22 protein-coding genes are annotated in these 26,661 nt (G+C 69.8%); 15 read left to right on the top strand and 7 right to left on the bottom strand.

All coding sequences use genetic code 11. The features are described 5' to 3' along the window. Window positions 1-61 precede the first annotated feature (61 nt). The gene (locus tag G8A07_RS24315; RefSeq protein ID WP_195794492.1) at window positions 62-1,078 is read left to right on the top strand and encodes a tripartite tricarboxylate transporter substrate binding protein; all 1,017 of its coding nucleotides are present in this window, start codon (window positions 62-64) and stop codon (window positions 1,076-1,078) included. Window positions 1,079-1,126: 48 nt separating this feature from the next. Beyond that, window positions 1,127-1,609: a hypothetical protein gene (locus tag G8A07_RS24310; RefSeq protein ID WP_195794491.1), complete on the top strand. Its 483-nt coding sequence runs from the start codon at window positions 1,127-1,129 to the stop codon at window positions 1,607-1,609. A 9-nt stretch (window positions 1,610-1,618) separates the two neighbouring features. Here G8A07_RS24310 and G8A07_RS24305 read toward each other — a convergent pair whose 3' ends face one another. Further along, a complete protein-coding gene (locus G8A07_RS24305) occupies window positions 1,619-3,508 on the bottom strand; it encodes a M48 family metallopeptidase (protein ID WP_195794490.1) in 1,890 nt (629 codons plus the stop codon). A 78-nt stretch (window positions 3,509-3,586) separates the two neighbouring features. After that, complete coding sequence (locus G8A07_RS24300; RefSeq protein WP_195794489.1) at window positions 3,587-4,258, bottom strand: glutathione S-transferase family protein; 672 nt, start codon at window positions 4,256-4,258, stop codon at window positions 3,587-3,589. A 154-nt stretch (window positions 4,259-4,412) separates the two neighbouring features. Here G8A07_RS24300 and G8A07_RS24295 point away from each other — a divergent pair, with 154 nt between their 5' ends. Next, a complete protein-coding gene (locus G8A07_RS24295; RefSeq protein WP_195794488.1) occupies window positions 4,413-6,452 on the top strand; it encodes an amidohydrolase family protein in 2,040 nt (679 codons plus the stop codon). A gap of 136 nt (window positions 6,453-6,588) precedes the next feature. On the opposite strand, the gene G8A07_RS24290 is transcribed toward G8A07_RS24295, so the two are convergent. Both G8A07_RS24290 and icmF read right to left on the bottom strand, forming a co-directional pair. Next, a complete protein-coding gene (locus G8A07_RS24290) occupies window positions 6,589-6,918 on the bottom strand; it encodes a hypothetical protein (RefSeq protein ID WP_195794487.1) in 330 nt (109 codons plus the stop codon). Window positions 6,919-7,274: 356 nt separating this feature from the next. Beyond that, window positions 7,275-10,565 carry a fused isobutyryl-CoA mutase/GTPase IcmF gene (icmF, locus tag G8A07_RS24280; protein WP_195794486.1) on the bottom strand — a complete coding sequence of 1,097 codons (3,291 nt, stop codon included), beginning with the start codon at window positions 10,563-10,565 and terminating at the stop codon, window positions 7,275-7,277. A gap of 183 nt (window positions 10,566-10,748) precedes the next feature. Here icmF and G8A07_RS24275 point away from each other — a divergent pair, with 183 nt between their 5' ends. The 11 genes from G8A07_RS24275 to cobA all read left to right on the top strand — a co-directional run bounded on the left by G8A07_RS24275 (window position 10,749) and on the right by cobA (window position 23,172). Next, entirely contained in the window at window positions 10,749-11,861 is a 1,113-nt protein-coding gene (locus G8A07_RS24275; protein WP_195794485.1) for a saccharopine dehydrogenase family protein, read from the top strand. Further along, window positions 11,858-12,244 carry a DoxX-like family protein gene (locus G8A07_RS24270; protein WP_195794484.1) on the top strand — a complete coding sequence of 129 codons (387 nt, stop codon included), beginning with the start codon at window positions 11,858-11,860 and terminating at the stop codon, window positions 12,242-12,244. Before G8A07_RS24275 ends, G8A07_RS24270 begins: the two co-directional genes overlap by 4 nt. Beyond that, on the top strand, window positions 12,241-12,720 hold the full coding sequence (locus tag G8A07_RS24265; protein ID WP_195794483.1) for a DUF2269 domain-containing protein: 480 nt from the start codon (window positions 12,241-12,243) through the stop codon (window positions 12,718-12,720). Before G8A07_RS24270 ends, G8A07_RS24265 begins: the two co-directional genes overlap by 4 nt. Before the next feature lie 50 nt (window positions 12,721-12,770). Further along, the gene (locus G8A07_RS24260; protein WP_195794482.1) at window positions 12,771-13,388 is read left to right on the top strand and encodes an ANTAR domain-containing response regulator; all 618 of its coding nucleotides are present in this window, start codon (window positions 12,771-12,773) and stop codon (window positions 13,386-13,388) included. A gap of 287 nt (window positions 13,389-13,675) precedes the next feature. Beyond that, window positions 13,676-14,899, top strand: coding sequence for a CmpA/NrtA family ABC transporter substrate-binding protein (locus G8A07_RS24255; protein ID WP_195794481.1), 1,224 nt, complete (start codon window positions 13,676-13,678; stop codon window positions 14,897-14,899). A gap of 13 nt (window positions 14,900-14,912) precedes the next feature. Next, a complete protein-coding gene (gene ntrB / locus G8A07_RS24250) occupies window positions 14,913-15,800 on the top strand; it encodes a nitrate ABC transporter permease (RefSeq protein ID WP_195794480.1) in 888 nt (295 codons plus the stop codon). Between the two features lie 13 nt (window positions 15,801-15,813). Next, window positions 15,814-16,626: an ABC transporter ATP-binding protein gene (locus tag G8A07_RS24245; protein WP_195794479.1), complete on the top strand. Its 813-nt coding sequence runs from the start codon at window positions 15,814-15,816 to the stop codon at window positions 16,624-16,626. Between the two features lie 82 nt (window positions 16,627-16,708). Next, entirely contained in the window at window positions 16,709-19,147 is a 2,439-nt protein-coding gene (nirB, locus tag G8A07_RS24240; RefSeq protein ID WP_249937130.1) for a nitrite reductase large subunit NirB, read from the top strand. Then, window positions 19,144-19,521: a nitrite reductase small subunit NirD gene (nirD, locus tag G8A07_RS24235; RefSeq protein WP_195794478.1), complete on the top strand. Its 378-nt coding sequence runs from the start codon at window positions 19,144-19,146 to the stop codon at window positions 19,519-19,521. Before nirB ends, nirD begins: the two co-directional genes overlap by 4 nt. Before the next feature lie 4 nt (window positions 19,522-19,525). Continuing rightward, entirely contained in the window at window positions 19,526-22,294 is a 2,769-nt protein-coding gene (locus G8A07_RS24230; protein WP_195794477.1) for a nitrate reductase, read from the top strand. Next, on the top strand, window positions 22,291-23,172 hold the full coding sequence (gene cobA / locus G8A07_RS24225; protein ID WP_195794476.1) for a uroporphyrinogen-III C-methyltransferase: 882 nt from the start codon (window positions 22,291-22,293) through the stop codon (window positions 23,170-23,172). Before G8A07_RS24230 ends, cobA begins: the two co-directional genes overlap by 4 nt. A gap of 27 nt (window positions 23,173-23,199) precedes the next feature. Here cobA and G8A07_RS24220 read toward each other — a convergent pair whose 3' ends face one another. Both G8A07_RS24220 and G8A07_RS28195 read right to left on the bottom strand, forming a co-directional pair. Further along, window positions 23,200-23,454 (bottom strand): hypothetical protein, encoded by a 255-nt coding sequence (locus G8A07_RS24220; protein WP_195794475.1) that lies wholly within the window; start codon window positions 23,452-23,454, stop codon window positions 23,200-23,202. A 177-nt stretch (window positions 23,455-23,631) separates the two neighbouring features. After that, complete coding sequence (locus tag G8A07_RS28195; RefSeq protein ID WP_195794474.1) at window positions 23,632-25,182, bottom strand: methyl-accepting chemotaxis protein; 1,551 nt, start codon at window positions 25,180-25,182, stop codon at window positions 23,632-23,634. A 147-nt stretch (window positions 25,183-25,329) separates the two neighbouring features. Between G8A07_RS28195 and G8A07_RS24210 the strand changes: the two genes are divergently transcribed. Next, window positions 25,330-26,100 (top strand): type III pantothenate kinase, encoded by a 771-nt coding sequence (locus G8A07_RS24210; RefSeq protein ID WP_195794473.1) that lies wholly within the window; start codon window positions 25,330-25,332, stop codon window positions 26,098-26,100. 192 nt (window positions 26,101-26,292) lie between these two features. Here the strand turns inward: G8A07_RS24210 and G8A07_RS24205 are convergent, their stop codons facing one another. Next, window positions 26,293-26,634, bottom strand: a complete 342-nt coding sequence (locus tag G8A07_RS24205) for a hypothetical protein (RefSeq protein WP_195794472.1) — start codon at window positions 26,632-26,634, stop codon at window positions 26,293-26,295. Between the last annotated feature and the right edge of the window lie 27 nt (window positions 26,635-26,661).

Here is a 26,661-nt window from a genome sequence, read left to right as displayed (position 1 = left end):
GCTTGAAAGGTCGACGCCGGCAGCATGGCTGCCATCACCCCCACAACAATGGAGACAAGCGATGACGCAGGATCTGGACAATGTTGACTTCCCGCTGAGCCGGCGCCGGCTGCTGGGCGGCAGCCTGGGCCTGGGTGCCGTGGCGGCCTGGCCGGGCGCGGCGCTGGCCCAGCCGGCGGCCTGGCCCAGCAAGTCTGTGCGTTTCGTCGTGCCCTTCGCGCCGGGTGGCAGCTCGGAGATTGTCGCGCGCGCCACCGCGGCCGAGATGGCCAAGCTGCTGGGCCAGAGCGTCTATGTCGACAACAAGCCCGGCGCGGCCGGCAATGTGGCGATGCAGGAGGTGGCGCGCGCCGAGGACCAGCACACCCTGATCCTGGGCCATATCGGCACCCTGGCGGTGAACCCCTTCATCTTCGACAAGCTGCCCTACGACCCGAACAAGGACTTCAAGCCGATCTCGCTGCTGGCCAAGGTGCCGAGCCTGTACCTGGTGCATCCCAGCGTGCCGGCCAACAACCTGAAGGAGTTCATCGCGCTGGCCAAGTCCAGGCCCGGCCGCATGAACTACGGCTCGGCCGGCAACGGCAGCGCCGGCCACCTGGCCTTCGAGTACCTGAAGATGGCCACCAACACCTTCATCGTGCATGTGCCCTACCGCGGCACCGGCCCGCAGCTGACCGACCTGCTGGCCGGCCGGCTGGAGGCGGCCTCGGTCGGCGCGCCGGCGGTGATGCAGTTCATCAAGACCGGCAAGCTGCGCTGCATCGCGACCGGCACGCCGCAGCGCCTGCCGCAGCTGCCCGATGTGCCGACCGTGGCCGAGCAGGGCTTCCCGGGCTTCGAGATGACGCAGTGGTACGGCCTGCTGGCGCCGGCCAATCTGGCCGCGCCGGCCAGCGCGATCCTGGCGCAGGCCGCGTCCAAGGCGGTGCTGAGCCCGGTCGCGACCGAGCATCTGTCCAAGGAGGCCGCGATCGCGGTCGGCAGCACGCCGGCCGACTTCGCCAAGTTCATCGCCCAGGAGCAGCAGCGCTGGAAGCCGGTGCTGCTGCGCGCCAAGGTGCGGCCGGACAACTGAGCGCTCGGGGTATGCTTCGCGCCCCCTTGTTGTTGCTTGAGCCTCGCCATGTCCGCCGCCGAAGACCGCCCGATCATCCAGGAAGCCCGCCTCTGGCAGGACGAACGCTGGACCGCGACGGTGATCAAGAACGAGGACGACGAGGGCTGGGCCGTCGCGATGACCCTGGTCGGCGAGGCCGAGCCGGCCCTGGTCGGCCCCTGGACCATGGGACGCGACAAGAAGAACCCCAAGCCGCTGGATGTCAATGCCTTCAACACCCTGGTGAAGACCGCGTCCGAGGTGCTGCGCCGGCATGAGCAGCAGCTGCATGCGCAGCTGCACCAGAGTCTGGTCGTCAATGTCGGCGACGCGACCATCGAGGTGCGGCTGGACATCGTGCCCGACGAGGACGATCCCTACGCGCTGCTGAGCGCGCACGAGCCGGGCGGCGGGGATCAACTCGCCGAGGTCAAGGTGCGGCCGAACTTCAAGCTCAGCCGCGCCAGCGCGACGGCCTGGGTGGAGAACGAGTTCCAGCGGCCGGGCTGATCCGAATCGTCAGATCAGCCGGGCGCCGGGGACGGCCGCCAGCTTCTTGCGCAGCGGCTTGTAGCGGTCCTGCAGCACGCAGATGATGGTGTGGTCGGGCCATTCGTCGCGGGCCAGTGCGTCCACGATCGCCTGCTGCCGCTTGCGCAGCCTCGCCCACAGGCCGAGCTGCAGGCCCAGCACATAGGTAGGCAAGGTGGGATCTGTGGGCAGTACGCGGCGTGCCAGGTAGGCGCGTTCCACACCCTGGCCATGCCGCTGCAGCAGGCCGCGCACCCGTTCGAGCGCCTCGGCATCCAGCCCGGCCGGGCGCAGTTCGTGGCGCGGATCGAGTTCGTCGCGTTCCCGTTCGCGCCCCTGCTCGAAGGCCTGGCGCGCGTGCCAGCGCTGCGCCCAGGACTTGGCCCGCTCGGCGTCGTTGCGAGCGCCGAAGAAGTTGCAGGCGCTTTCGCAGGCGGGCAGGATGGCGGCCTCGTCGAGGACTATCGCCCGCTCCAGCAGTGCCAGGCCCTGCTCGTCGTCGCGCTTCAGGCGGCTGACGCCCTCGAGGAAGAGCCCGACGCTGTCGTCCGGGTATTGGGCATTGAAGGCGGCATAGGCGGCCACCGCATCGGTCTCGGGCTCCAGCTCGCGCCGCAGTTGCAGCAGGGTCAGGTGTTGCTCGCGGTCCGGCGCCTCCAGCAGGCTCAGTTCGGCCAGGCGCTTGGCCTGCTCCGCCAGTTCGGCATGGCGTTCCGCCCAGGCCGTGCCGACCTGCTCGCACCATTGCAGGCCCAGGCGCTGGCGCAGGGCGGGACCGGTCTCGCCCAGCCAGACGTCGGCGGCCGAGCGCTCCGGCGGCGGCGGCAGTTCCTCGAGCCGCTGTGCCTCGCCCGGTAGGGCCTGCAGGCGCAGGCTCAGCACCGGATGCGTGTCCTGCGCCTGGGACTGGCGCTGCAGGGCGGATTGCAGCCACTGGTGGCTGGTGGCTTCGGGCGGCGTCTGGCGCGCGGTCTCGGCCCAGCGACGGGCCAGGTCCTCCGGCGGCACCGGCGCGTGCCGGATGCCGGCCAGCGTGTCCTGCATGAAGGCCTGGTACTGCGGCGCGGCCAGGTTGACCCGCTTCAGTGCCCGCGCCGCGACCTCGGCGCCCACCAGCTCGGCGCTGGCCCGATCGGCCTGATATTCGTTGGCGCGCGCCAGCACGAAGGTGTAGGCGTTGAAGTAGGGCGCGTACCAGTCGACGATGCGCTGCAGCAGTCGGCCGCTCCAGCCCTGCCACTGCTGGCCGAGGGCCTGGATGTTGGCCCAGCTGAGCCGCAATCGATAGATGAAGGCGGCGAAACGGCTGTGCGAGCCGGCCAGGTGGCCGTACTCATGAGCCACGACCGCCAGGGCCTCCTCGGGCGACAGGCTCTCCAGCAGCGGCAGTCCGAGGATCAGGTAGTTGCGCGGGAAACCGATCAGGCCCAGCAGCGGGCGCTGCACGACGGCGGCGTTGACCTCGTCGGTGATCAGCACCTGATGAAAGCGCGGCCCCTTCATCTGGCGGCGCATCCGGTCGATGGCGGCGAACAGCTCCGGCGCGTCGCGGCGCTGCAGCGCCAGGCCTTGCGGCGCCGGCAGGCGCAGGAACAGCGCCTTGAAGGCGCTGCGCACCAGCAGCCACAGCGGCACCGCCAGCAGCAGCAGCTTGCCGAACTTGACGAGCAGGATCAATGCCTTGCCGCCGCTGAGCAGCACCGCCAGCGCCAGGCCGGCCAGGATCAGCAGGCCGAGGCCGGCGATGCCGACGATCAGCGCCAGCACCCCCAGGCCGAGCAACGCCAGCAGTGCGACCTTCAGCTGATAACTGCGTGGCGCGGCCAGGCTTTCTTGTTCCAGGCGCGCCACCATCTGCTCGAAACGAGCGTCATCCATCCTCGATCCTCCCTCTGCATGCCAAGACTGGTCTGTTTGCCGCGATTGTGCAGACAGTTCCCGACGCAGGGAAGCCGCTCAGCAGGGCCGCAGATCGGGCGCGGCGACCGGCGCGACGCCCTGGGCCGCCGCGGCCTCGAACTGCAGGGCCTGGGCGCGCTGGTAGGCCGCTCGCTGCTGCAGGCGCTCCCAATAGTCGGCCACCGCCGGCGTGAACTGTCCATGCAGCTCCAGATGTCGGGCCAGCAGCAGCGCATAGCCGACCGAGATGTCGGCCGCGGTGAAGCGCCCGGCACACAACCATTCGCGCTCCGCCAAGCGTGGCTCCAGGCTGCGCAGGCGCGCGTGGAACCATTTGGCATAGTCCTCGGCCACCTGGGGCAGGCGCCGCTCGGGCACCTCGAAATGGCGGTAGCGCAGCACCAGGGACTGCGGGAAGGTCAGGGTGGCCTCGCCGAAATGCAGGAAGTTCAGATAGGCGCCGAAGTCGGGCTCGGCGGCCCCGACATCCAGGCCGCCGGGGTCATGTCTTGCCGCCAGGTACTGGCAGGTCGCGGCCGATTCGCTGATGCGCGTCTCGCCGTCCACCAGCAGCGGCACCGTGCCCAGCGGGTTGTGCGAGAAATAGCTCTTGTCATGCACGCGCGGCGGAAAGGGCAGCAGGCGCAGCTCGTAGCGCAGCCCCAGCTCTTCCAGGGCCCACAAGGGCCGGAAGCTGCGGGCGCTGAGGCAGTGGAACAGGGTGATCATGGTGGCGGGTGCCTCGTTAGGCCCATGGCATTGAACCGGGGCTGATGCTAGCCTCACCGGCACGATAACGACGATCCGGGAGGTACTTGCGATGGCAGGGATGGGGAGGAGGTCGGACCTGCGCGCCCGATGGGCGGCGTTCCTGGGTGGGCTGGTGCTGCTGCTGCTGTTGCCGGCATTGGCGCTGGCCCAGGAGCCGCCGGCGGAGCAGCGCTACAGCATGCTGTTTGACGGCCGGCGCGCCGGCGAGCTGCGGATCACGCCGGCGGCCGCGCCCGATGGCGAGCAGCGGGTGCGCTTCAGCTACCGCGAGAACGGCCGGGGTCCGGATCAGGACGAGCAGTTCCGCGTCGATGCGCAGGGCCGGCTGCAGGCCTATGCGACCCAGGGCAAGGCGACCTTCGGCAGCGCGATCAGCGACCGCTTCGAGCGTGATGCGGCGGGCCGGGTGAGCTGGCAATCGGCGGTGGACCGCGGCGAGCGCGAGGCGCCCGCCGAGGCGCTGTACCTGCCGGTCGAGTACACGCCGGCCTGGCTGGCCCAGCTGGCGCGCAGCCTGCTGCTGCGCCCGGAGGGGCGGGCGCCGGGCCTGCCGGCCGGGCAGTTTGCGGTGCACAAGCTGACCGAGTTGCGGCTGGACGCGCCGCCGGGCGCGCTGCGCCTGGGGCTCTATGCGCTCAGCGGCCTGAGCCTGAACACCGAATATGTCTGGCTCGACGAGGAGCGCGAGCGGGCGCTGTTCGCCTGGATGTATCCGGGCTTCCTCGGCGTGATCGCCGAGGGGCGCGAGGCGCTCTGGCCGCGCCTGGAGGCGGCGCAGCGGCAGGCCCATGGTGAGCGCCTGCGCGAGCTGGCGCAGCGCCTGACGCGGCCGCTGCCGGGCCTGACCCTGATCGCCGATGTGCGCTGGTTCGATGCCCAGGCGGCGCGCATGCGCGGCCCGGCCGACATCTATCTCTACCAGGGGCGCATCGCCTCGATCCGCGCGCCGGGCACGGCGGTGGCCGGCGTCACGCAGCGCATCGAGGGCCGCGGGCGCAGCCTGCTGCCGGGCCTGTTCGACATGCACACCCATGCCTGGGAGGACCAGGAGCTGCTGCACCTGGCCAATGGCGTGACCTCGACGCGCGACCTGGGCGGCAACAACCAGCGGCTGGAGCAGCTGCGCGAGCGCATCGAGCGCGGCGAGCTGCTCGGCCCGCGCATCGCCGCCAACGGCTTTATCGAGGGGGCCAGCCCGCATGCAGCGACCGGTGGCGTCGTCGCCGGCACGCTGGAGGAAGCGCTGGCCGGCGTGGACGGGTATGCGGCGCGCGGCGTGCGCCAGCTCAAGCTCTACAACTCGATCCGGCCGGAATGGGTGGGGCCGATCGTGCGGCATGCGCATCGCCAGGGGCTGCGGGTCGGCGGCCATGTGCCGGCCTTCATGACCGCGAGCCAGGCGGTGGCGCAGGGCTATGACGAGCTGCATCACATCAACCAGCTGACCCTGAACTTCCTGGTCAAGCGCGAGGACGACACGCGCACCCTGCTGCGCTTTTATCTGGTCGGCGACGAGGCGCACAAGCTGCGCCCCAATGAGGCGCGCGTGCGCGAGTTCATCGTCCGGCTGAAGGCGCGCGGCACCGTGGTCGACCCGACCCTGGCGGTGTTCGAGGGCATGTTCCTGCAGCGCAGCGGCCAGCCGCATCCCAGCTTCTCCAGCGTGGCGGCGCGCATGCCGGCGGCCTTCCAGCGCGGCCTGCTGAAGGCCGAGGTGGACCTGGACGCGGCGCGCGGCCAGCGCTTCGCGGCCTCCTGGCGCTTCATGCGCGATCTGGTGGGGCGCTTGCATCGCGCCGGCGTGCCGCTGGTGGCCGGCACCGACGGCCTGCCCGGCTTTCTGTTGCAGCGCGAGCTGGAGCTCTATGTCGAGGCCGGCATCCCGGCCGCCGAGGCGCTGAAGATCGCCACCTACAACGGCGCCCGCTACAGCGACCGCCTGCAGGACAGCGGCACGATCACGCCGGGCAAGCGCGCCGATCTGGTGCTGGTCGATGGCGACCCGACGCGCGACATCGCTCAGCTGCGCCGCGTCAGCCTGGTGTTCAAGGGCGGTGCGGCCTATGCGCCTGACGAGCTGCTGGGCGCGCTCGGGATTGCGCCCGCGGTGCCGTCGCTGCGCATCGGGACGCCCGCGGTGACGGCGCGCTGAACGAAGAGGAAGCGACGTCAGCGGCGCGGCTGCGCGCGCGCCAGGGTTGCGGCGGCCTGGCGGATCTCTTCGGGCGTCAGCGCCGCATAGCCGAGCAGCCAGCCGTCCTGGCGCGGCGCCGACAGATAGAGCCGGCTCAGTGAGGGCGTGGCGATGCTCTGCGCCGCCGCGGCGCGCCGAGCAGCGCCTCGCGGCGCTGGCGGTAGAGCTTGCGCATCAGGCGCAGATGGGCGGCGAAATGGCCCTGGGCGATGAAGTCGGCCGTCACCGCCTGCGCGAGCTGGGCGCTGTGGCCGTCCTGGATGCTGCGCGCCTGGGCGAAGGGCGCGACCAGGGCCGGCGGCAGCACCAGATAGGCCAGGCGCAGCGAGGGGAACAGCACCTTGGAGAAGGTGCCGAGGTAGAGCACGCGGCCGGCCTCGTCCAATCCCTGCAGCGCCGGCATCGGCTGCAATGACTCCGCCAAGGGCGCCTACAAGCTGGCCGCGCTGGGCTTCTCGGTCAAGGAGATGCTGGGCGGCCTGGACTTCTGGAAGCGCGACGGCCATCCGGTCGCGACCGGCGCGGCGCCGGGCAGCCTGCGGCCGGAGGATCTGATCGGCTGCGAATGCTGAAGGCCCGGGCCGAGCGCTGGCGGCCGCGCTCGGCCGCGGGCTGGGCGTGCGGCTGCTGGCCCGGGCGAAGCGGGGCGCGGCCGAGGCCGGCTGTGCGGAACTGCAATGGCAGACGCCGGCCTGGAACGAGGACGCGCGGCGCTTCTACCTGCGCGAGGGCGCGCGCTCGCTGGACAAGACGCGCTTCATCCTGCCGCTGGCCGGGGCCTCACATGCTGCGCCGGTACTGCCCACCCACCTCGAACAGCGCAGAGGTGATCTGACCCAGCGAGCAGACGCGCACCGCGTCCATCAGCACCTCGAACACGTTCCGGTTCTCGATCACGGCTTGTTGCAGGCGCTGCAGCATGGCGCCGCTGACGGCGGCGTTGCGCTGGTGGAAGTCGGCCAGGCGGGAGAGCTGGCTCTGCTTCTCGTCCTCGGTGGAGCGGGCCAGCTCGATGTGTTCCGGCACCGGGTCGCCATGCGGGTTGCGGAAGGTGTTGACGCCGATGATGGGGTACTCGCCGGTGTGCTTGAGCATCTCGTAATGCATGCTCTCCTCCTGGATGCGGCCGCGCTGGTAGCCGGTCTCCATCGCGCCGAGCACGCCGCCGCGTTCGGCGATGCGCTCGAACTCGGTCAGCACCGCTTCCTCGACCAGCTCGGTCAGCTCCTCGATGATGAAGGCGCCCTGCGAGGGGTTTTCGTTCTTGGCCAGGCCCCACTCGCGGTTGATGATCAGCTGGATCGCCATCGCGCGGCGCACCGATTCCTCGGTGGGTGTCGTGATCGCCTCGTCGTAGGCGTTGGTGTGCAGGCTGTTGCAGTTGTCGTAGATCGCGATCAGCGCCTGCAGCGTGGTGCGGATGTCGTTGAAGGCGATCTCCTGCGCGTGCAGGCTGCGGCCCGAGGTCTGGATGTGGTACTTGAGCTTCTGGCTGCGTTCGTTGGCGCCGTACTTGTCGCGCATCGCCACCGCCCAGATGCGGCGCGCGACGCGGCCCAGCACGGTGTACTCCGGGTCCATGCCGTTGCTGAAGAAGAAGCTCAGATTCGGCGCGAAGTCGTCGATGTGCATGCCGCGCGCCAGATAGGCTTCGACGAAGGTGAAGCCGTTGGAGAGCGTCAGCGCCAGCTGCGAGATCGGGTTCGCACCGGCCTCGGCGATGTGATAGCCGCTGATCGAGACCGAGTAGAAGTTGCGCACCTGGTGGTGCACAAAGTACTCGGCGATGTCGCCCATCACCTTGAGCGAGAACTCGGTCGAGAAGATGCAGGTGTTCTGGCCCTGGTCTTCCTTCAGGATGTCGGCCTGCACGGTGCCGCGCACATTGGCCAGCACCCAGTCCTTGATCTTGGCGGCCTCGTCGGGGGTCGGCTCGCGGCCGTTGTCGGTCCTGAACTTGGCCAGGTTCTGGTCGATCGCGGTGTTCATGAACATCGCCAGGATCGAGGGCGCGGGGCCGTTGATCGTCATCGAGACCGAGGTGCTGGGGTTGCACAGGTCGAAGCCGTCGTACAGCACCTTCATGTCGTCCAGGGTGGCGATGCTGACGCCGGAGTTGCCGACCTTGCCGTAGATGTCCGGCCGCGGATCGGGGTCGGCGCCGTACAGGGTCACCGAGTCGAAGGCGGTCGAGAGGCGCTTGGCGGGCATGCCCTCGCTGACCAGCTTGAAGCGGCGATTGGTGCGGAAGGCGTCGCCCTCACCGGCGAACATGCGGGTCGGGTCCTCGCCCTCGCGCTTGAAGGCGAACACGCCGGCGGTGTAGGGGAAGCTGCCCGGCACGTTCTCCAGCAGCAGCCACTTCAGCAGTTCGCCATGGCACTCGTAGCCCGGCAGCACCACCTTGCGGATCTTGGTGCCGGAGAGGCTGGTCGAGACCAGCGCGGTGCGGATCTCCTTGTCGCGGATCTTCACGACGTATTCGTCGCCGGCGTAGGCCTTCTGCATCGCCGGCCATTGCGCGATCAGCTGGGCGGCGACCTTGTCGAGCGCGCTCTCGCGCTGCGCGGCCAGCTCGCCGAGCGCGGTGACGGCGCCGGTCTTGTCCGGGTTGTCGGCCTGCAGCATCGCGATCGAGGCGCGCAGCTGCTGGGCCTCGCGGGCGATGCGGGCCTGGGCGCGGGCGGCCTTCTTGTAGCCGCGCAGGGTGTCGCTGATCTCGGCCAGGTAGCGGCTGCGCGCGGCCGGCACGATGGGGGTCTGGTGGGTGCTGTGGCGGGTGTCGACCAGCGGCAGGCGCGCCTCGCCAAAGGCCAGGCCCAGCTCGGCCAGGCGCGGCTTCAGCGCCTGGTACAGCGCGGTGACGCCGTCGTCGTTGAAGCGGCTGGCCATGGTGCCGAACACCGGCATCTGCTCGGGGCGCTTGGTGAAGGCCTCCTTGTTGCGCTGCACCTGCTTGGCCACGTCGCGCAGCGCGTCCAGCGCGCCCTTGCGGTCGAACTTGTTGATCGCGACGAACTCGGCGAAGTCCAGCATGTCGATCTTCTCGAGCTGGCTGGCGGCGCCGAACTCCGGCGTCATCACATACATCGGCACGTCGACATGCGGCACGATGGCGGCATCGCCCTGGCCGATGCCCGAGGTCTCGACGATCACCAGGTCGAAGCCGGCCACCTTGGCCGCGGCGACCACATCGGGCAGGGCCTGCGAGATCTCGCTGCCGAAATCGCGCGTGGCCAGGCTGCGCATGAAGACGCGTGGGCCTTGGCCCCAGGGCGAAATCGCATTCATGCGGATGCGGTCGCCCAAGAGCGCGCCGCCGCTCTTGCGGCGCGAGGGGTCGATCGAGATCACGGCGACGCGCAGCGCGTCGCCCTGGTCCAGGCGCAGGCGGCGGATCAGCTCGTCGGTCAGGCTGGACTTGCCGGCGCCGCCGGTGCCGGTGATGCCCAGCACGGGGGTCTGGATGGTCTTGGCGGCGGCCTGCAGCTCGGCGACCAGGGCCGCGTCGGCCTTGCCGTTCTCCAGCGCCGTGATCAGCTGGGCCAGCGCGCGCCAGGCGGCCTCGCCATGACCCTGGATCGCAGAGAGCGCCTTGGGCGCGTCGGCCGAGATGTCGCGGTCGCAGCGCATCAGCATCTCGCCGATCATGCCGGCCAAGCCCATGCGCTGGCCGTCCTCGGGGCTGTAGATGCGCACGCCATGCTCGTGCAGGTCGCGGATCTCGGCCGGCACGATCACGCCGCCGCCGCCGCCGAAGACCTGGATGTTCTGGCCGCCGCGCGCGCGCAGCAGCTCCACCATGTACTTGAAGTACTCGACATGGCCGCCCTGGTAGCTGCTGATCGCGATGCCCTGGGCATCCTCCTGCAGCGCGGCGTTGACCACCTCGTCGACCGAGCGGTTGTGGCCCAGGTGGATCACCTCGGCGCCCATGCCCTGCAGGATGCGCCGCATGATGTTGATCGCCGCGTCATGCCCGTCGAACAGGCTGGCGGCGGTCACGAAGCGCACCTTGTGGGTGGGGCGGTACGCGGCCAGGGCCTTGTACTCGGCGGACAGGTCGGTCATGGCTTATGTCTCCTGCGCGGGCGCCGCTGTTGATACAGCGCTCCACGTCTTTCTATCAGCATGGATGGCCGGATTCTAGGGTTTGATTGACGTTTACGTAAACGTCAATTTGTCCGGATGTTCGGGAGGACGGTGCGCCGGCCTGCCGATAATCGGGCGCTACAAGGGATGGCGGGGAGCGGCATGAGGGTTCTGGTGCTGGGTGGCTACGGCAATTTCGGCGCGCGCATCGCGCGGGCGCTGGCCGGCGATCCGGCGCTGCGGCTGCTGGTGGGCGGGCGCGATGGCGCCAGGGCAGCCGCCTTCGCGGCCGGGCTGGGCGGCGGTGCCGAGGGCCTGGCGATCGACATGGCCGCGCCCGACTTCGCCGCGCAGCTGCGCCGGCAGCGGGTCGGGCTGTTGATCCACACCGCCGGGCCCTTCCAGCAGCAGGACTATGGCGTGGCCGAGGCCGCGGCGGCGGCCGGCGCGCATTACATCGACCTGGCCGATGGCCGGCGCTTCGTCTGCGACTTCCAGGCCCGGCTGGACGCGCGCTTTAAGGCCTGCGGCCGGGTGGCGATCAGCGGCGCCAGCACGGTGCCGGCGCTGTCCAGCGCGGTGATCGACGCGCTGAGCGCCGGCTGGCGGCGCCTGGACCAGATCGACATCTGCATCGCGCCGGCGCAGACCGCGCCGCGCGGCCTGGCCACGATGGCGGCGGTGCTCAGCTATTGCGGCGCGCCTATCCAGGTCTGGCAGGACGGCCGCTGGCAGGCTCAAAGCGGCTGGGCCGCGCCCATCGAGCGCCGCTTCGCCCGGCTGCGGCCGCGCCTGGCCGCGCTGTGCGACATCCCCGACCTGGAGCTGCTGCCGGCGCATTACCCCGGCGTGCGCGGCGTGATGTTCCGCGCCGCGCTGGAGCTCGGCGCGACGCAGCGCGGCATGGCCCTGCTGGCGGCGCTGCGCCGCGCCGGCTGGCTGCGGCGGCCCGAGCGCCTGGCCGGCCCGCTGCTGCGCGTGGCCGACTGGCTCAACCCGCTGGGCTCGGCGCTGGGTGGCATGGTGGTGGCGCTGACGGGGCTGGACGCCGAGGGCCGGCCGGCCGCGCGCGGCTGGCATATCGCCGCCGACGACGACCATGGCCCGGAGATTCCCTGCATGGCCGCGGTCCTGCTGGCGCGCCGGCTGGCCCGGGGCCAGGCCTTCGAGCCCGGCGCGCGGCCCTGCCTGAGCCTGCTGCGGCTGGACGAGTTCGCGCCCGAGTTCGCGCGCTGGGGCATGGTCTGCGATCTCGTCGAGGGGCAAGCCGGATGAGGAACGACGCAAGCCTCGAGAGTGTCGAGCTCCGCGTGCTGCGCCTGAGCCTGGCCGCGGTCTGGCTGCTGACCGCGCTGGCCAGCCTGTGGGAGCTGAACGGCCAGAGCCTGGCCCTGCTGCGCCAGGCCGGCATCCACGATCTGCGCCTGGCGCGTCTGCTGGTGATCGCCGGTGCCGGCGTCGATCTGCTGCTGGGCCTGGCCCTGTGGCGCTGGCCCGGCCGGCTCAGCTATGGCCTGGCGGCGCTGGGCATGCTGGCGATGACGGGGGTGGCGAGTTGGTTGCTGCCCTCGCTGTGGTTGGATCCGCTGGGGCCGCTGCTGAAGAACCTGCCGATCGCCGCCCTGCTGTGGCTGCTGTGGAAGAGGGCGGCGCGATGAGCCTGTACCTGCTGCTGAAATGGCTGCATGTGCTGTCCAGCGTGCTGCTGGTCGGCACCGGCTTCGGCTCGGCCTTCTATATGTTTTTCGCGAACCGCAGCGGCTCGCTGGCGGCGCAGGTGGTCGTGACGCGGCTGGTGGTGCGGGCCGACTGGTGGTTCACGACGCCGGCCGCGCTGCTGCAGCCGCTGACCGGGCTGTGGATGGCGCATCTGGCCGGCTGGCCGCTCAGCACGCCCTGGCTGGCGGCCGCGCTGGGCCTGTACCTGCTGGCCGGTGCCTGCTGGCTGCCGGTGGTCTGGCTGCAGGTCCGCATGGCGGCGCTGGCCGCGGCGGCGCAGCGGGAGGGCCGGGCGGCCTCGCCGCCGCTCTACTGGCGCTATGCGCGCCGCTGGGAGGCGCTGGGCTATCCGGCCTTCGTCGCGATGCTGGCGGTGTTCTATCTGATGGTGGCCAAACCCGCCTTGTGGGGCTGAGGGCTCGGCATGGATATTGCACTGCAACATCCAATGCTCCAGCCCGCCCCATGCCCAGCCAGCCCGACATCACCCCGCCCGCCGCCGCCCTGCGCATCCTGCTGATTGACGACGGCGCGCATCGCGTCGAGCTGATCCGGCAGGAGCTGGTGCGGCTGGGCTGCGAGGTGGTAGGCGTGATCGACTCGGCCACCCTGATCCACGACTGCGTGCTGCGCCTGAAGCCCGATGTGGTGATCGTCGACAGCGAGTCGCCGACGCGCGACACGATGGAGAACCTGGCGCTCTTGAACCACCAGATGCCGCGCCCGGTGGTGGTGTTCTCCGAGGACGGCGGCGGCGACCCGATGCGCCGCGCGTTGAAGGCCGGGGTCAGCGCCTATGTGGTGGCGGGGCTGCAGCCGGCGCGGCTGGCACCGGTGCTGCAGGTGGCGATCGCGCGCTTCGAGCAGGACCTGGCGCTGCGCCAGGAGCTGAACAAGGCCCAGGCCCAGCTCAGCGCGCGCAAGCGCATCGAGCGCGCCAAGGGCATCCTGATGAGCGAGCAGGGCCTGGACGAGGAGGCCGCCTACCAGCGCCTGCGCCGCCTGGCGATGGACCGCGGCGTGCCGCTGGTCGAGGTGGCCGAGCGCGTGATCGAGGCGCAGAGCCTGCTGCGCCCGTCCTGAGGCGGCGCCTTCTGCACCAACTTGGGTGTCTGCTGCCTGGGCGCGGTGCGCGAATGGGCCGCAGACCGCCTCGGAACGCTGGCATGGTTTCTGCAATGACTAGAACGAGGCCCGCAACGGCGTGGGCCTCGCTCTGAACAAGGTTCTAGGACAAAGGCGTCCGATCCGCTGTGCCCTCCGGGGTGCGGCGCGATCGCGACGCCTTTTTTCGTTTGGGTTCTTTCGGTCTTCTGGAGGTCTGCATGCGAGTGGTGGAGAACATCGGCAAGAGGAAGAAGGAGGGTCTGATGAGTGAGGATCGGCGCAAGCTTCTGGTCGGCGGCGCGGCCGCGGTGGGCGGCAGCCTGGTGGCGGCCCCGCATGTCTGGGCCGCCGGCTCGGACAAGCCGGAGAAGGAAGAGGTCCGGATCGGTTTCATCCCGCTGACCGATTGCGCCTCGGTCGTGATGGCCTCGGTGCTGGGCTTCGACAAGAAGTACGGCATCAAGATCGTGCCGACCAAGGAGGCCTCCTGGGCCGGTGTGCGCGACAAGCTGGTCAACGGCGAGCTGGACATGGCCCATGTGCTGTACGGTCTGATCTACGGCGTGCATCTGGGCGTCGGCGGGCCGAAGAAGGACATGGCCGTGCTGATGACCCTGAACAACAACGGCCAGGCGATCACCCTGTCCAAGAAGCTGGCCGACAAGGGCGCGGTGGACGGCGCCTCGCTGGCCAAGCTGATGGGCACCGAGAAGCGCGAATACACATTCGCCCAAACCTTCCCGACCGGCACCCACGCGATGTGGCTCTATTACTGGCTGGCCAGCGTGGGCATCAATCCGATGAAGGAGGCCAAGGTCATCACGGTGCCGCCGCCGCAGATGGTGGCGAACATGCGGGTCGGCAATATGGACGGCTACTGCGTCGGCGAGCCCTGGGGCCATCGCGCCATCATGGACGGCATCGGCATCACCGCGGTCACGACCCAGGACATCTGGAAGGACCATCCGGAGAAGGTGCTGGGCTGCACCGGCGACTTCGCGAAGAAGTACCCCAACACCGCGCGCGCCGTGATCATGGCCGTGCTGGAGGCCGGCCGCTGGATCGACGCGGGCCTCACAAACAAGCTGAAGATGGCCGACACCATCGCCGAGAAGAGCTATGTCAACACCGGCGTCGACGCGATCAACCAGCGCATCCTGGGCCGCTACCAGAACGGCCTGGGCAAGACCTGGGACGACCCGAATCACATGAAGTTCTTCAACGATGGCGCGGTCAGCTATCCCTGGCTCAGCGACGGCATGTGGTTCCTGACCCAGCACAAGCGCTGGGGCCTGATCAAGGAGCACCCGGACTACCTGGGCGTGGCCAGGCAGATCAACCAGATCGAGCTCTACAAGCAGGCCGCGGCGCAGCTGAAGATCAGCGTGCCCAAGGACACGATGCGCAGCAGCAAGCTGATCGACGGCGTGGTCTGGGACGGCAAGGATCCGGCGAAGTACGCCGATTCGTTCAAGGTGAAAGCCTGAGGAGGAAGCAACGATGGTCAGCGCAGTCTTCCATTCCCCGCGCGAGCAGGCCGCCGCCGTGCCGGCCGCGCCGCCAGCGGCCGCCCCGGTGCCAACAGTGCCACCGCCACCCAGGCCGCGGCCCGGCTTCGACTTCAACGGCCTGCTGCTGCGCGTGCTGCCGCCCGTGCTGGGCCTGGCCCTGCTGATCGGCATCTGGGCGCTGCTGACGCAAAAAGGGGGCAGCTTCCCGACGCCGGCCGCCACCTTCGACGCCGCCCTCCAGCTGTTCGCCGTTCCCTTCTACAGCAAGGGGCCGAACGACCAGGGCATCGGCTGGAACATCCTGTTCTCGCTGGAGCGCGTCGCGCTGGGCTTCGGCCTGGCGGCCGCGGTGGGCATCCCGCTGGGCTTCGCGATCGGCCGCTTCGAGTTCATTGGCCGCATGGTCTCGCCGCTGATCAGCCTCCTGAAGCCGGTCTCGCCGCTGGCCTGGCTGCCGATCGGCCTGCTGGTGTTCAAGAGCGCCAACCCGGCGGCGATCTGGACCATCTTCATCTGCTCGATCTGGCCGATGGTGGTCAACACCGCGGTGGGCGTGCAGCGGGTGCCCGAGGACTATCTGAACGTCGCGCGGGTGCTCAAGCTCAGCGAGTGGAAGATCATCAGCAAGATCCTGTTCCCTGCCGTGCTCCCTTATATGCTCACCGGCGTGCGCCTCTCGGTCGGCACGGCCTGGCTGGTGATCGTCGCGGCCGAGATGCTGACCGGCGGCGTCGGCATCGGCTTCTGGGTCTGGGACGAATGGAACAACCTCAATGTCCAGCACATCATCATCGCGATCTTCGTGATCGGCATCGTCGGCCTGGCCCTCGAATGGCTGCTGATGGCGGTGGCCAAGCACTTCTCCTACAACGACTGACGGAGCCGACATCATGAGTGCAAACAAGGCCTTTATCGAAGTGCAGTCGGCCGAGATGGTGTTCAACACCCGCAAGGGCCAGTTCCACGCGCTGCGCGACATCCATCTGCAGGTCCAGAAGGGCGAGTTCATCACCTTGATCGGCCATTCGGGCTGCGGCAAGAGCACCTTGCTGAACCTGATCGCCGGCCTGCTGCGGCCCACGTCCGGCGTGCTGCTGTGCGACAACCGCGAGATCACCGAGCCCGGCCCGGAGCGCGCGGTGGTGTTCCAGAACCATTCGCTGCTGCCCTGGCTGACCTGCTTCGAGAACGTCTATCTGGGCGTCGAGTCGGTGTTCGGCGGCCGCGAGCTGAAGCGTCAACTCGCGGAGCGCACCGATGCGGCGCTGGACCTGGTGGGCATGAGCCATGCGATGTTCAAGCGTCCGCACGAGATCTCCGGCGGCATGAAGCAGCGCGTCGGCATTGCGCGCGCGCTGGCGATGGAGCCCAAGGTGCTGCTGATGGACGAACCCTTCGGCGCGCTCGACGCGCTGACCCGCGCCCATCTGCAGGACGAGCTCCTGAAGATCGTCGCGCGCACGCACAGCACCGTGGTGATGGTCACGCACGATGTCGACGAGGCCGTGCTGCTCTCCGACCGCATCGTGATGATGAGCAACGGGCCGGCCGCGACCATCGGCGAGATCCATGCGGTCGAGCTCCCGCGCCCGCGCAGCCGCGTCGAGCTGGCCGAGGACCCGGTCTATGTGCATGCGCGCAAGGCGGTGATCGACTTCCTCTACACGCGCCACGCCGCGCCGGTCGAGAAGAAAGCCGCCTGATTGATTTTTCGTGGTGCCTGCTGCTCGCTAGCTCCGTTGGGGCTGGGCGGGGCGGCGCGGCGCTCAGCCTGGAGCTGCTGTGATGATGAACGACAAGAAATTGAAGCTGGTGATGGTGGGCAACGGCATGGCCGGTGTGCGCACGCTGGAAGAGCTGCTGAAGATCGCCCCAGATCTCTATGACATCACGGTGTTCGGTGCCGAGCCGCATCCCAACTACAACCGCATCCTCTTGAGCCCGGTGCTGGCCGGCGAACAGACGATAGCCGAGATCATCCTGAATCCACTGTCCTGGTATGCCGAGCAGGGCATCACCCTGCACCTGGGCAGGACCGTCACGCAGATCGATCGCATCCGCCGCAAGGTGATCGCCGAGGATGGCACCGAAGCCGAGTACGACCGCCTGCTGATCGCCACCGGCTCCAGCCCCTTCATCCTGCCGGTGCCCGGCAAGGAGCTGGACGGCGTGATCGCCTACCGCGATATCGCCGACACCAACGAGATGATTGACGCGGCGACCAAGTACCAGCACGCCGTCGTGATCGGTGGCGGCCTGCTGGGCCTGGAGGCGGCGAACGGCCTGATGCTGCGCGGCATGCAGGTGACCGTGGTGCATCTCGGCGACTGGCTGATGGAGCGCCAGCTGGACGACCAGGCCGGCGAGCTGCTGCGCCAGTCGCTGCAGGCGCGCGGCCTGAAGTTCATGCTGGGCGCCCATACCGAGGCCCTGCTCCCGGATCGCGACGGGCGGGTGATGGCCGTGCGCTTCAAGGACGGCAGCGAGATCCCGGCCGACCTGGTGGTGATGGCCGCCGGCATCCGCCCCAATACCCAGCTGGCCGAGAGCGCCGGCCTGCATTGCCAGCGCGGCATCGTGGTCAGCGACACCCTGCAGACCGTCACCGACCCGCGCATCTACGCGGTGGGCGAATGCGCGGCGCATCGCGGCATCGCCTACGGCCTGGTGGCGCCGCTGTTCGAGCAGGGCAAGGTCTGCGCGACGCATCTGGCGCAGTTCGGCATCGGCCGCTACCAGGGCTCGCAGACCAGCACCAAGCTGAAGGTGACCGGCATCGACCTGTTCAGCGCCGGCGACTTCATGGGCGGTGAAGGCACCGAGGAGATCCTGATGAGCGATCCCTTCGCCGGGGTCTACAAGAAGCTGGTGATCAAGGACGACCGGCTGGTCGGCGCCTGCCTCTACGGCGACACGGTGGACGGCGCCTGGTACTTCAAGCTGCTGCGCGAGGGGCGCAAGATCGCCGACATCCGCGACAAGCTGATGTTCGGCGAGTCGAACATCGGCGACGTGGGCCACCAGGGCCACAGCCGGGCCGCGGCGATGGCCGACGGCGACGAGGTCTGCGGCTGCAACGGCGTCAGCAAGGGCCGCATCTGCAAGGCGATCAAGGAGAAGGGCCTGTTCACCCTGGAGGAGGTGCGCAAGCACACCAAAGCCAGCGCGTCCTGCGGCTCCTGCACCGGCCTGGTCGAGCAGCTCCTGATGTTCACCGCCGGCGGCGACTACTCGGCCGCACCGAAGCAAAAGGCCATGTGCTCCTGCACCGACATGAGCCACCAGGATGTGCGTGATGCGATCTTCAAGGATCGCATCACCAGCCTGGAGTCGCTGTACCAGGCCCTGAGCTGGAAAAGTCCGAATGGCTGCGCCACCTGCCGCCCGGCGCTGAACTATTACCTGATCTCCAGCTGGCCCAAGGAGGCGCGGGACGACCCGCAGGCACGCTTCATCAACGAGCGCAGCCACGCCAACATCCAGAAGGACGGCAGCTACTCGGTGATCCCGCGCATGTGGGGCGGCGAGACGACCGCCGACGAGCTGCGCCGCATCGCCGATGCGGTGGACAAGTACAAGATCCCGACGGTCAAGGTCACCGGCGGCCAGCGCATCGACCTGCTGGGCGTCCGGAAGGAGGATCTGGTCCATGTCTGGCGCGATATCGGCATGCCTTCCGGCCATGCCTATGCCAAGGCGCTGCGCACCGTGAAGACCTGCGTCGGCAGCGAGTGGTGCCGCATGGGCACGCAGGACAGCACCCAGATGGGCAAGGACCTGGAGCGCGCGATGTGGCGCATGTACGCGCCGCACAAGGTCAAGTTCGCGGTCAGCGGCTGCCCGCGCAACTGCGCCGAGGCCGGCATCAAGGACGTCGGCATCATCGGCGTCGACTCGGGCTGGGAGATGTACATCGCCGGCAACGGCGGCATCAAGACCGAGGTGGCGCATTTCTTCACCAAGCTGAAGAGCGCGGCCGAGGTGCTGGAGTACACCGGCGCCTTCATGCAGCTCTACCGCAAGGAAGGCTGGTATCTGGAGCGCACCGTGCATTACGTCGGCCGCGTCGGCCTGGACCATGTGAAGGTCCGCATCCTGGACGACCACGAGGGCCGCCGCGCGCTCTGGGCCGAGCTGCAGTACGCGCTGGACGGCGAGCCCGATCCCTGGTTCGAGTTCGATAAGGCGGGCGTGGACCTGCGCCAGTTCGAGGTGCTGTCATGAGTGAGTGGAAAACCGTCTGCGCCGTGGCCGACATCCCGGTGCTGGGCGCGCGCCGCGTGCAGCGCGCCCGAGGTCCGCAGGTCGCGCTGTTCCGCACCGCGGACGACCGGGTGTTCGCGCTGCTGGACCGCTGCCCGCACAAGGCCGGCCCGCTGAGCCAGGGCATCGTGTTCGGCCAGGCCGTGGCCTGCCCGCTGCACAACTGGACCATCGCGCTGGACAGCGGCTGCGCCCGCGAGCCGGACGAGGGCCGCACGCCGGTGTTCGCGGTCAAGGTCGTCGAGGGCCAGGTCTTGCTGGACCAGCGCGAGCTGGACACCCTGGCCATCGAGCTGGAGCCGGTCAAGGCCGGCCCCTGCACCCGGGCTTGCTGACGCCATGAAAGAGACGCGCAGCACCTGCCCCTACTGCGGCGTCGGCTGCGGCGTGATCATCGAGAGCGAGGGTGCGCAGATCACCGGCGTGCGTGGCGATCCGGCGCATCCGGCCAACTTCGGCCGGCTTTGCACCAAGGGCTCGACCCTGCACCTGAGCGCCGCGCCGGCCACCCTGCAGCGCCGCCTGCTGCAGCCGGCCTGGCGCGCGGCGCGCGGCCAAGCGGCGCAGCCACTGGGCTGGGACGAGCTCAACGCCCGCCTGGCCGCCCGGCTGGCCGCGCTGCGCCTCGAGCACGGCCCGGACGCGATCGGCTTCTACATCTCGGGCCAGCTGCTGACCGAGGACTACCACGCCTTCAACAAGCTGGCGCGCGCCCTGGTCGGCACCAACAACATCGACTCCAACTCGCGCCTGTGCATGAGTTCGGCCGTGGTCGGCTACAAGCAGAGCCTGGGCGCCGATGCGCCGCCGGCCTGCTACGAGGACATCGAGCTGACCGATTGCCTCTTCATCGCCGGCGCGAATCCGGCCTGGGCCCATCCGATCCTGTTCCGGCGCATCGAGGATGCGCGCGCGTGCAAGCCGGAACTGAAGATCATCGTGGTCGACCCGCGCCGCACCGAGACGGCCGAGTTCGCCGACCTGCATCTGCAGATCCGCCCCGGCACCGATGTGGCCCTGTTCAACGGCCTGCTGCACGCCTGCATCTGGGAGGGCTGGATCGATACGGACTTCATCGCGGCCCATACCGAGGGCTTCGCCGCGCTGAAGGCCCTGGTGCGCGAGACCACGCCGCGCGATGCGGCACGCATTTGCGGCATCGAGGAGGCCGACCTGCTGCAGGCGGCGCGCTGGATCGCGAAGTCGCCATCCACCCTGTCGCTGTACTGCATGGGCCTGAACCAGAGTACCAGCGGCACCGCGAAGAACACCGCGCTGATCAATCTGCACCTGGCCACCGGCCAGATCGGCCGGCCCGGCGCCGGGCCCTTCTCGCTGACCGGCCAGCCGAATGCGATGGGCGGGCGCGAGGCCGGCGGCATGGCCAGCCTGCTGCCCGGCCATCGCGATCCCGCCAATGCCGCGCACCGCGCCGAGATCGCGCGGCTGTGGGGCGTCGAGAGCCTGCCGGAGGCGCCGGGCAAGACCGCGATAGAGCTGTTCGAGGCGGCGGCGCGCGGCGAGATCAAGGCGCTGTGGATTGCCTGCACCAACCCTGCGCAGTCCCTGCCCGACCAGGATCTGGTGCGCCGCGCGCTGGCGCGCTGCGAGCTGGTGATCCTGCAGGAAGCCTTTGCCGATACCGCGACGGCCGCCTTCGCCGATGTGCTGCTGCCGGCGGCCAGCTGGGGCGAGAAGGAGGGCACGGTGACCAATAGCGAGCGCCGCATCACGCGGGTGCGCGCCGCCGTGCCGCCGCCCGGCCTCTCGCGCGCCGACTGGCGCATCGTGCGCGACCTGGCGCGCGAGCTGGAGCGGCTGCTGCGCCCGGGCCTGCCCAGCCTGTTTGCGGCCGAGGAACCTCAGCAGCTGTGGCTGGAGCACCGCGAGGCCACGCGCGGCCGCGATCTGGATATCACCGGCCTCAGCTATGCGCTGCTGGAGCACGAGGGCCCGCAGCAATGGCCGTTTCCCGAAGGCGCGGTCCAGGGCCGCGCGCGGCTCTACGAGGACCACCGCTTCCTCGCCGCGCCCGGCGGCCGTGCGCGCTTCATCGCCCGGCCCTTCGCGCCGCCGCGCGACGAGACGAATGTGAGATTCCCCTTCGCACTGAGCACCGGCCGCCTGCGCGACCAATGGCATGGCATGAGCCGCACCGGCCTGCTGGGCCGCTTGTTCGCGCATGAGAGCAAACCGCTGCTGCGCCTGAATCCGCACGACATGCCGCGCCGCGGCTTGAAGGATGGCGACCTGGTGCGGGTGGCCTCGCGCCGCGGCGCCCTGAACCTGATCGTGCTTGGCGATGCGGCGATCGCGCCGACCCAGGCCCAGGTGGCGATGCATTGGGGCGAGGAGTTCGTCTCCGGCCGCGACGAGCAGGGCCGGGCCCTGGCCGGCATCAACGCGCTGACGCAGAGCGCCTGCTGCCCCGATTCGCGCCAGCCCGAGCTGAAGTTCTCGGCGGTGGCGGTGCACAAGCTGGCGCTGCCCTGGCGGCTCGCGGCCTCGGCCTGGGGGCCGGCCGGCCATGGTCTGCGCGCGCTGATGCGCGAGTTCGACTATGCGCATTGCCTGCCGATAGCGGGGCCGGACGGCCGCGAGGGCTGGCGCTTCGAGGCCGCGCAAGCGGCGGCCATCGCTCCGCCATTGATGCAGCGCATCGCCGAGCTGCTGGGCCTGCAGGGACCGGGCGTGCTGCGCTATGTCGACACGCGCCGCGGCCGCCTGCGCCTGCTGCGCCTGGACGAAACAGGAACGCATCTGCAGGGCCTGCTGACCCTGACCGAGGGCGCGCAGGAGGGCGCCTGGCTGCACGAGCTGTGGCGCGAGGCCGGCGCCGTGGCGCCGCATGGCCGGCGCCTGCTGGCGCCCGATGTCGGCGAGGCCGCGTCGGGCGAGCAAGACCCGACCCCGCGCAGCCCGCAGGTCTGCAACTGCTTCGATGTGTCCGAGGCGCGCATCCGCGCGCAGCTGGCCGCCAGCCCCGGCGCTCCGGCCGAGCGCCTGAAGACGCTGCAGGCCGCGCTGCGCTGCGGCACCCAATGCGGTTCCTGCCTGCCGGCGCTGCGGCGCCTGGTCGGCTCCACGCCCTGCGAGGTGACGGCATGACGATGAACAACCCTCCTGTTTTCCCCATCGCCCTGGTCGGCGCCGGTCCCGGCGACCCGGAGCTGCTGACCCTCAGGGCGCTGAAGCGCCTGCAGGCGGCCGACGTGGTGCTGAGCGACGATCTGGTCGACGCGCGCGTGCTGGCACTGCTGCGGCCGGATACGCGGGTGCTGAAGGTCGGCAAGCGCGGTGGCTGCCAGATGGCGCCCCCGGGCCAGGAGTACCTGGCCCTGCCCCCCGAGGGGGCGACGCGCCGCTCTTGGGAGCGGCCCGGCGAGCGGCGCTATTCGACCGAGCAGCGCTTCATCCATGAGCTGATGATCCGCGAGGCGAGGGCCGGGCAGCGGGTGGTGCGCCTGAAGGGCGGCGACCCCTTCGTGTTCGGCCGCGGCGGCGAGGAGGTCGACGCGCTGCGCGCCGCGGGCCTGGAGGTCGAGGTCGTCAACGGCCTGACCGCCGGCATCGCCGGCCCCGCGGCCGCCGGCATCCCGGTCACCGACCGGCGCTGCGCGCCCGGCGTGGCCCTAGTCACCGGGCACAGCGCAGAGGGAAGCGGCGAAGGCGGCCGCGCACCCGACTGGGCCGCGTTGGCCAGGAGCGGCCTGACCCTGGTGATCTACATGGGCGTGACCCGCTGCGCCGAGATCGTCGCGGCCCTGCGCGCGGGCGGCATGCGCAGCGACATGCCGGCGGCCGTGGTGTCGGCGGCACATACCGGGCGGCAGCGGCAGGCGGTGACGACTCTGGATGGGCTGGAGGCTTGCCTGAGACAAGACCCGGCCCTGGGGAGTCCGGCGGTGCTGGTGGTGGGCGAGGTGGCCGCGTTTGCCGCAGCGGACCTCGAAATGCCCGCCTATCGGCAGCAGCAGCAGGGTTAGACGCCCGCGCTACCTTGCCCGCTCGAACTACCGTCCTTCCGGCATGATCGTCGGCCGAATCTTGCCGAGTTCGTCCGCCGCGTCCTGACCGGCCTTCTTGCGGGCCTGGTCCTGTTCGGCCGTCATGCACTTCAACTGCTTGAAGCGGGTCCCGGTCGGCGTGTCTTCGAAACACACGGCCTTGGCCGATGCAACGGTCTGTGGGGCGGTGTCCTTCGGCGTTGGCGAGGTCCCGCAGGCGGACAACAACAGCGGGGCGAGCAGCCAGTATGCAGACTTCATCTCCGATCCTCCTCTGTGAGTGAAGCGCGAGCATAGCCGCCTAAGGGGCCTTGGTGGCGTTTGAAGAGGCCTCTCAGGGTTAGCTCGGACCTGGCGCATCGGCAAGAGGGCACTGCTGGTTCGCAAGCCGGACTGCTGCGAGGCCAGATGGAGATGCTTCTGGTTTGAGACAGGCCATCACCCCAGCCGAAACCCGCCCACCACCTGCGCCAGCCGCCCCGCCTGGTCCTTCAGCGATTCCGCCGCCGCGGCGCTCTGCTCGACCAGCGCGGCGTTCTGCTGGGTCATCTGGTCGAGCTGGCTGACCGCGCTATTGACGGTGCCGATGCCCTGGCTCTGTTCGACGGTGCTGGCGCTGATCTCGGCAATGATGTCGGTCACGCGCTTCACGCTGGCGACGATCTCGTCCATCGTGCTGCCGGCGTCCTGCACCAGGCGCGCACCGGTCTCGACCTTCTCGACGCTGCTGCCGATCAGGCCCTTGATCTCGCGCGCGGCCTCGGCGCTGCGCTGGGCCAGGCTGCGCACCTCGCCGGCCACCACCGCGAAGCCACGGCCCTGCTCGCCGGCGCGCGCGGCCTCGACAGCCGCGTTCAAGGCCAGGATATTGGTCTGGAAGGCGATGCCATCGATCGTGCCGATGATGTCGGCGATCTTTTTCGAGCTGCTGTTGATCTCGTCCATCGTGCTGACCACCTGGCCGACCACCGCGCCGCCGCGCTGTGCCACCTGAGCCGCGCTGCTGGCCAGCTGATTGGCGGTGCTGGCGGCATCGGCGCTCTGGCGCACGGTGCCGGTCAGCTCGCTCATCGAACTGGCGGTCTGCTGCAGGTTGGACGCCGTCTGCTCGGTGCGCTGGCTCAGGTCGGCATTGCCGGTGGCGATCTCGGCGCTGGCGGTCTGGATGCTGTCGGCGCTATGGCGCACCTCGGACAGGGCGCGCGCCAGCGCCGCGCGCATGCCGGCCAGTGCCCGCTGCACCTCGCCGATCTCGTCGGCCCGCGCCGTGTCACCCGGGCCGCGAGCCTCTTCGCGCAGATCGCCCTGGCCGATGCGTTCGGCCTGGCCGACCAGCTCGCGCAGCGGCCCGGCGATCGAGCGCACCAGGTAGAAGGTGGCGATGGCCAGGCCGGCGACGATCAGGCCCATCACCAGCGCGACGATCCAGACGGTGCGCATGCGTTCGGCGCCGGCCTGCTCGCGCAGCGCGTCGGAGCGCTGCTGCTGCAGCTTGACGAAGTCGGCCTGCGCGTCGAGATAGGTAGCGATCGCCGGCAGCATCTTGCCCTGCAGCAGGGCCGCCGAGGCCTCGGCCTGGCCATCGGCCTTCAGCTTGCTGGCCTCGTTGCGGGTGGCGATATAGGCCTTGCGGGTGTCGGCGATGCGCGCCATCGCGGCCTTTTCCTCCTCCGAGGTGGCCAGGGCCTCCAGCTCCTTCTGCATCTCGGAGATGCTGGCGGTGGTGGACTCGATCTGCGGCTTGAATGTCTGGGCCACCGCGGAGTCGCTGCTCAGGATGCCGGCGGCGGCGCGAGCCGCGTTGGTCTCGGTCAGGCCGCGCCAGCGCAGCGAGAGCTCGAACTTGCGCTGCTGGGCCGCCTGGGTCTGCTGGGCCTCGGCCTGCAGCTTGGCGGTGCGCGTGGCGGAGGCCAGGGTCATCAGCACCACCATGGCGGCCAGGCTGGCCACCGGTAGCCAGAGCTTGGCGGCAATCGAAAGCGACTTCATCGGCGGGGTCTCCTCGCGTCGTTCTAGGGGCGGGTGCGCAGGGCGGACCCGGCAAGCAAGGTCGGCCCTATCGCTGTTATCGGCCGTTCGGCAAGGCGCTTGAGGCTCTGGTAGGCTCGCGCCTGCCCCGGAACAACCCTGCATGCCATGAGCTTTCTGGCCATCGACATCGGCAACACCCGCCTGAAATGGGCGCTCTACGCCTCGCCCCAGCCGGGCGCGGCGCTGCTGGCCCATGGCGCGGTGTTCCTGGAGAACATCGACCGCCTCGCCGAGGAGGCCTGGCGCGGCCTGCCCCAGGTGCCGCACAGCATGCTGGGCTGCAATGTGGCCGGCGACGCGGTGCGCCGCCGCGTCGAGGAACAGCTGGAGCTGTGGGACATCGAGCCGCGCTGGGTGGTCTCGAGCGCCCAGGGCGGCGGCATCACCAACGGTTATGACCACCCGGGCCGGCTCGGCACCGACCGTTTTGTCGCCCAGATCGGCGCGCGCCACCATGTGCTGGCGCGCGGCCCGGCGCGGGCGGCGCTGGTGGTGATGGTGGGCACCGCGGTGACCGTCGACGCGGTCGACGCGCAGGGGCGCTTCCTCGGCGGCCTGATCCTGCCCGGCCACGGCATCATGCTGCGGGCGCTGGAGGGCGGCACCGCCGGCCTGCGCGTGCCGACCGGCGAGGTGCGCGAGTTCCCGACCAACACCTCGGACGCGCTGACCAGCGGCGGCAACTACGCGATCACCGGTGCGATCGAACGCATGCACCGCCATCTGGCCCAGCGCGCGGGCCACGAGCCGCTGACCCTGATGACCGGCGGCGCCGGCTGGAAGGTCTCGCCGGCGCTGGACATCCCGCATGAGCTGATCGAGAGCCTGATTTTTGACGGCATCCTGACCCTGCAATCGCACCGGCTGGCGCTCTAGCAGACGATTGCAAACACTACTGCGGCGACCCGCTGCGTCGTTGCGCGGTGCTCGGAATCCTCTCGTACAGGAAGTACGTTCCGGTTCTTGCGCTCCGGGCGTCTAGCAGCTGGCCGCCCTCGCTACGGTTTTCAACCGCCTGCCTGAGGCTTTCCGGGCCTCCATCGACGGCACCTCCCAAGGCGCCCTTTCTCAGCGAGAGTAGCTGGTGCTTTCCCGGTCGTAGGGCTCCAGCTCGCCGGTCGAGCGGGCGCGCTTGAGTTCGCGCTGGACCTCGGCCCGGCTCAGCGGGCGCTGGATGCCGGCGGCGCTGGGATCGCTCTGCAGCATCTGCTCCGGTTGAATAGCCTGCGCCACCTTGTTGTTGTACTCGGTGTCGGTGGTCTTGTTGTAGTAGCCGGTCGCGGGCTTGGTGCTGGTGGCGTTGTTCTGGTGCGTGCCGCTGGTCTGGGCCTGTGCGGCGAAGGCCAGCAGGGCGGTGCAGGACAGCAGGAGGGAGTAGGGGCGGGTGGAGGAGGCGAAACGGTGGCTCATGATGCGGGTCCTTTACTGCAATGGACG

Source organism: Roseateles sp. DAIF2 (assembly GCF_015624425.1).
GTDB lineage: Bacteria > Pseudomonadota > Gammaproteobacteria > Burkholderiales > Burkholderiaceae_C > Kinneretia.
This window is presented reverse-complemented; position numbering and strand designations above follow the sequence as displayed.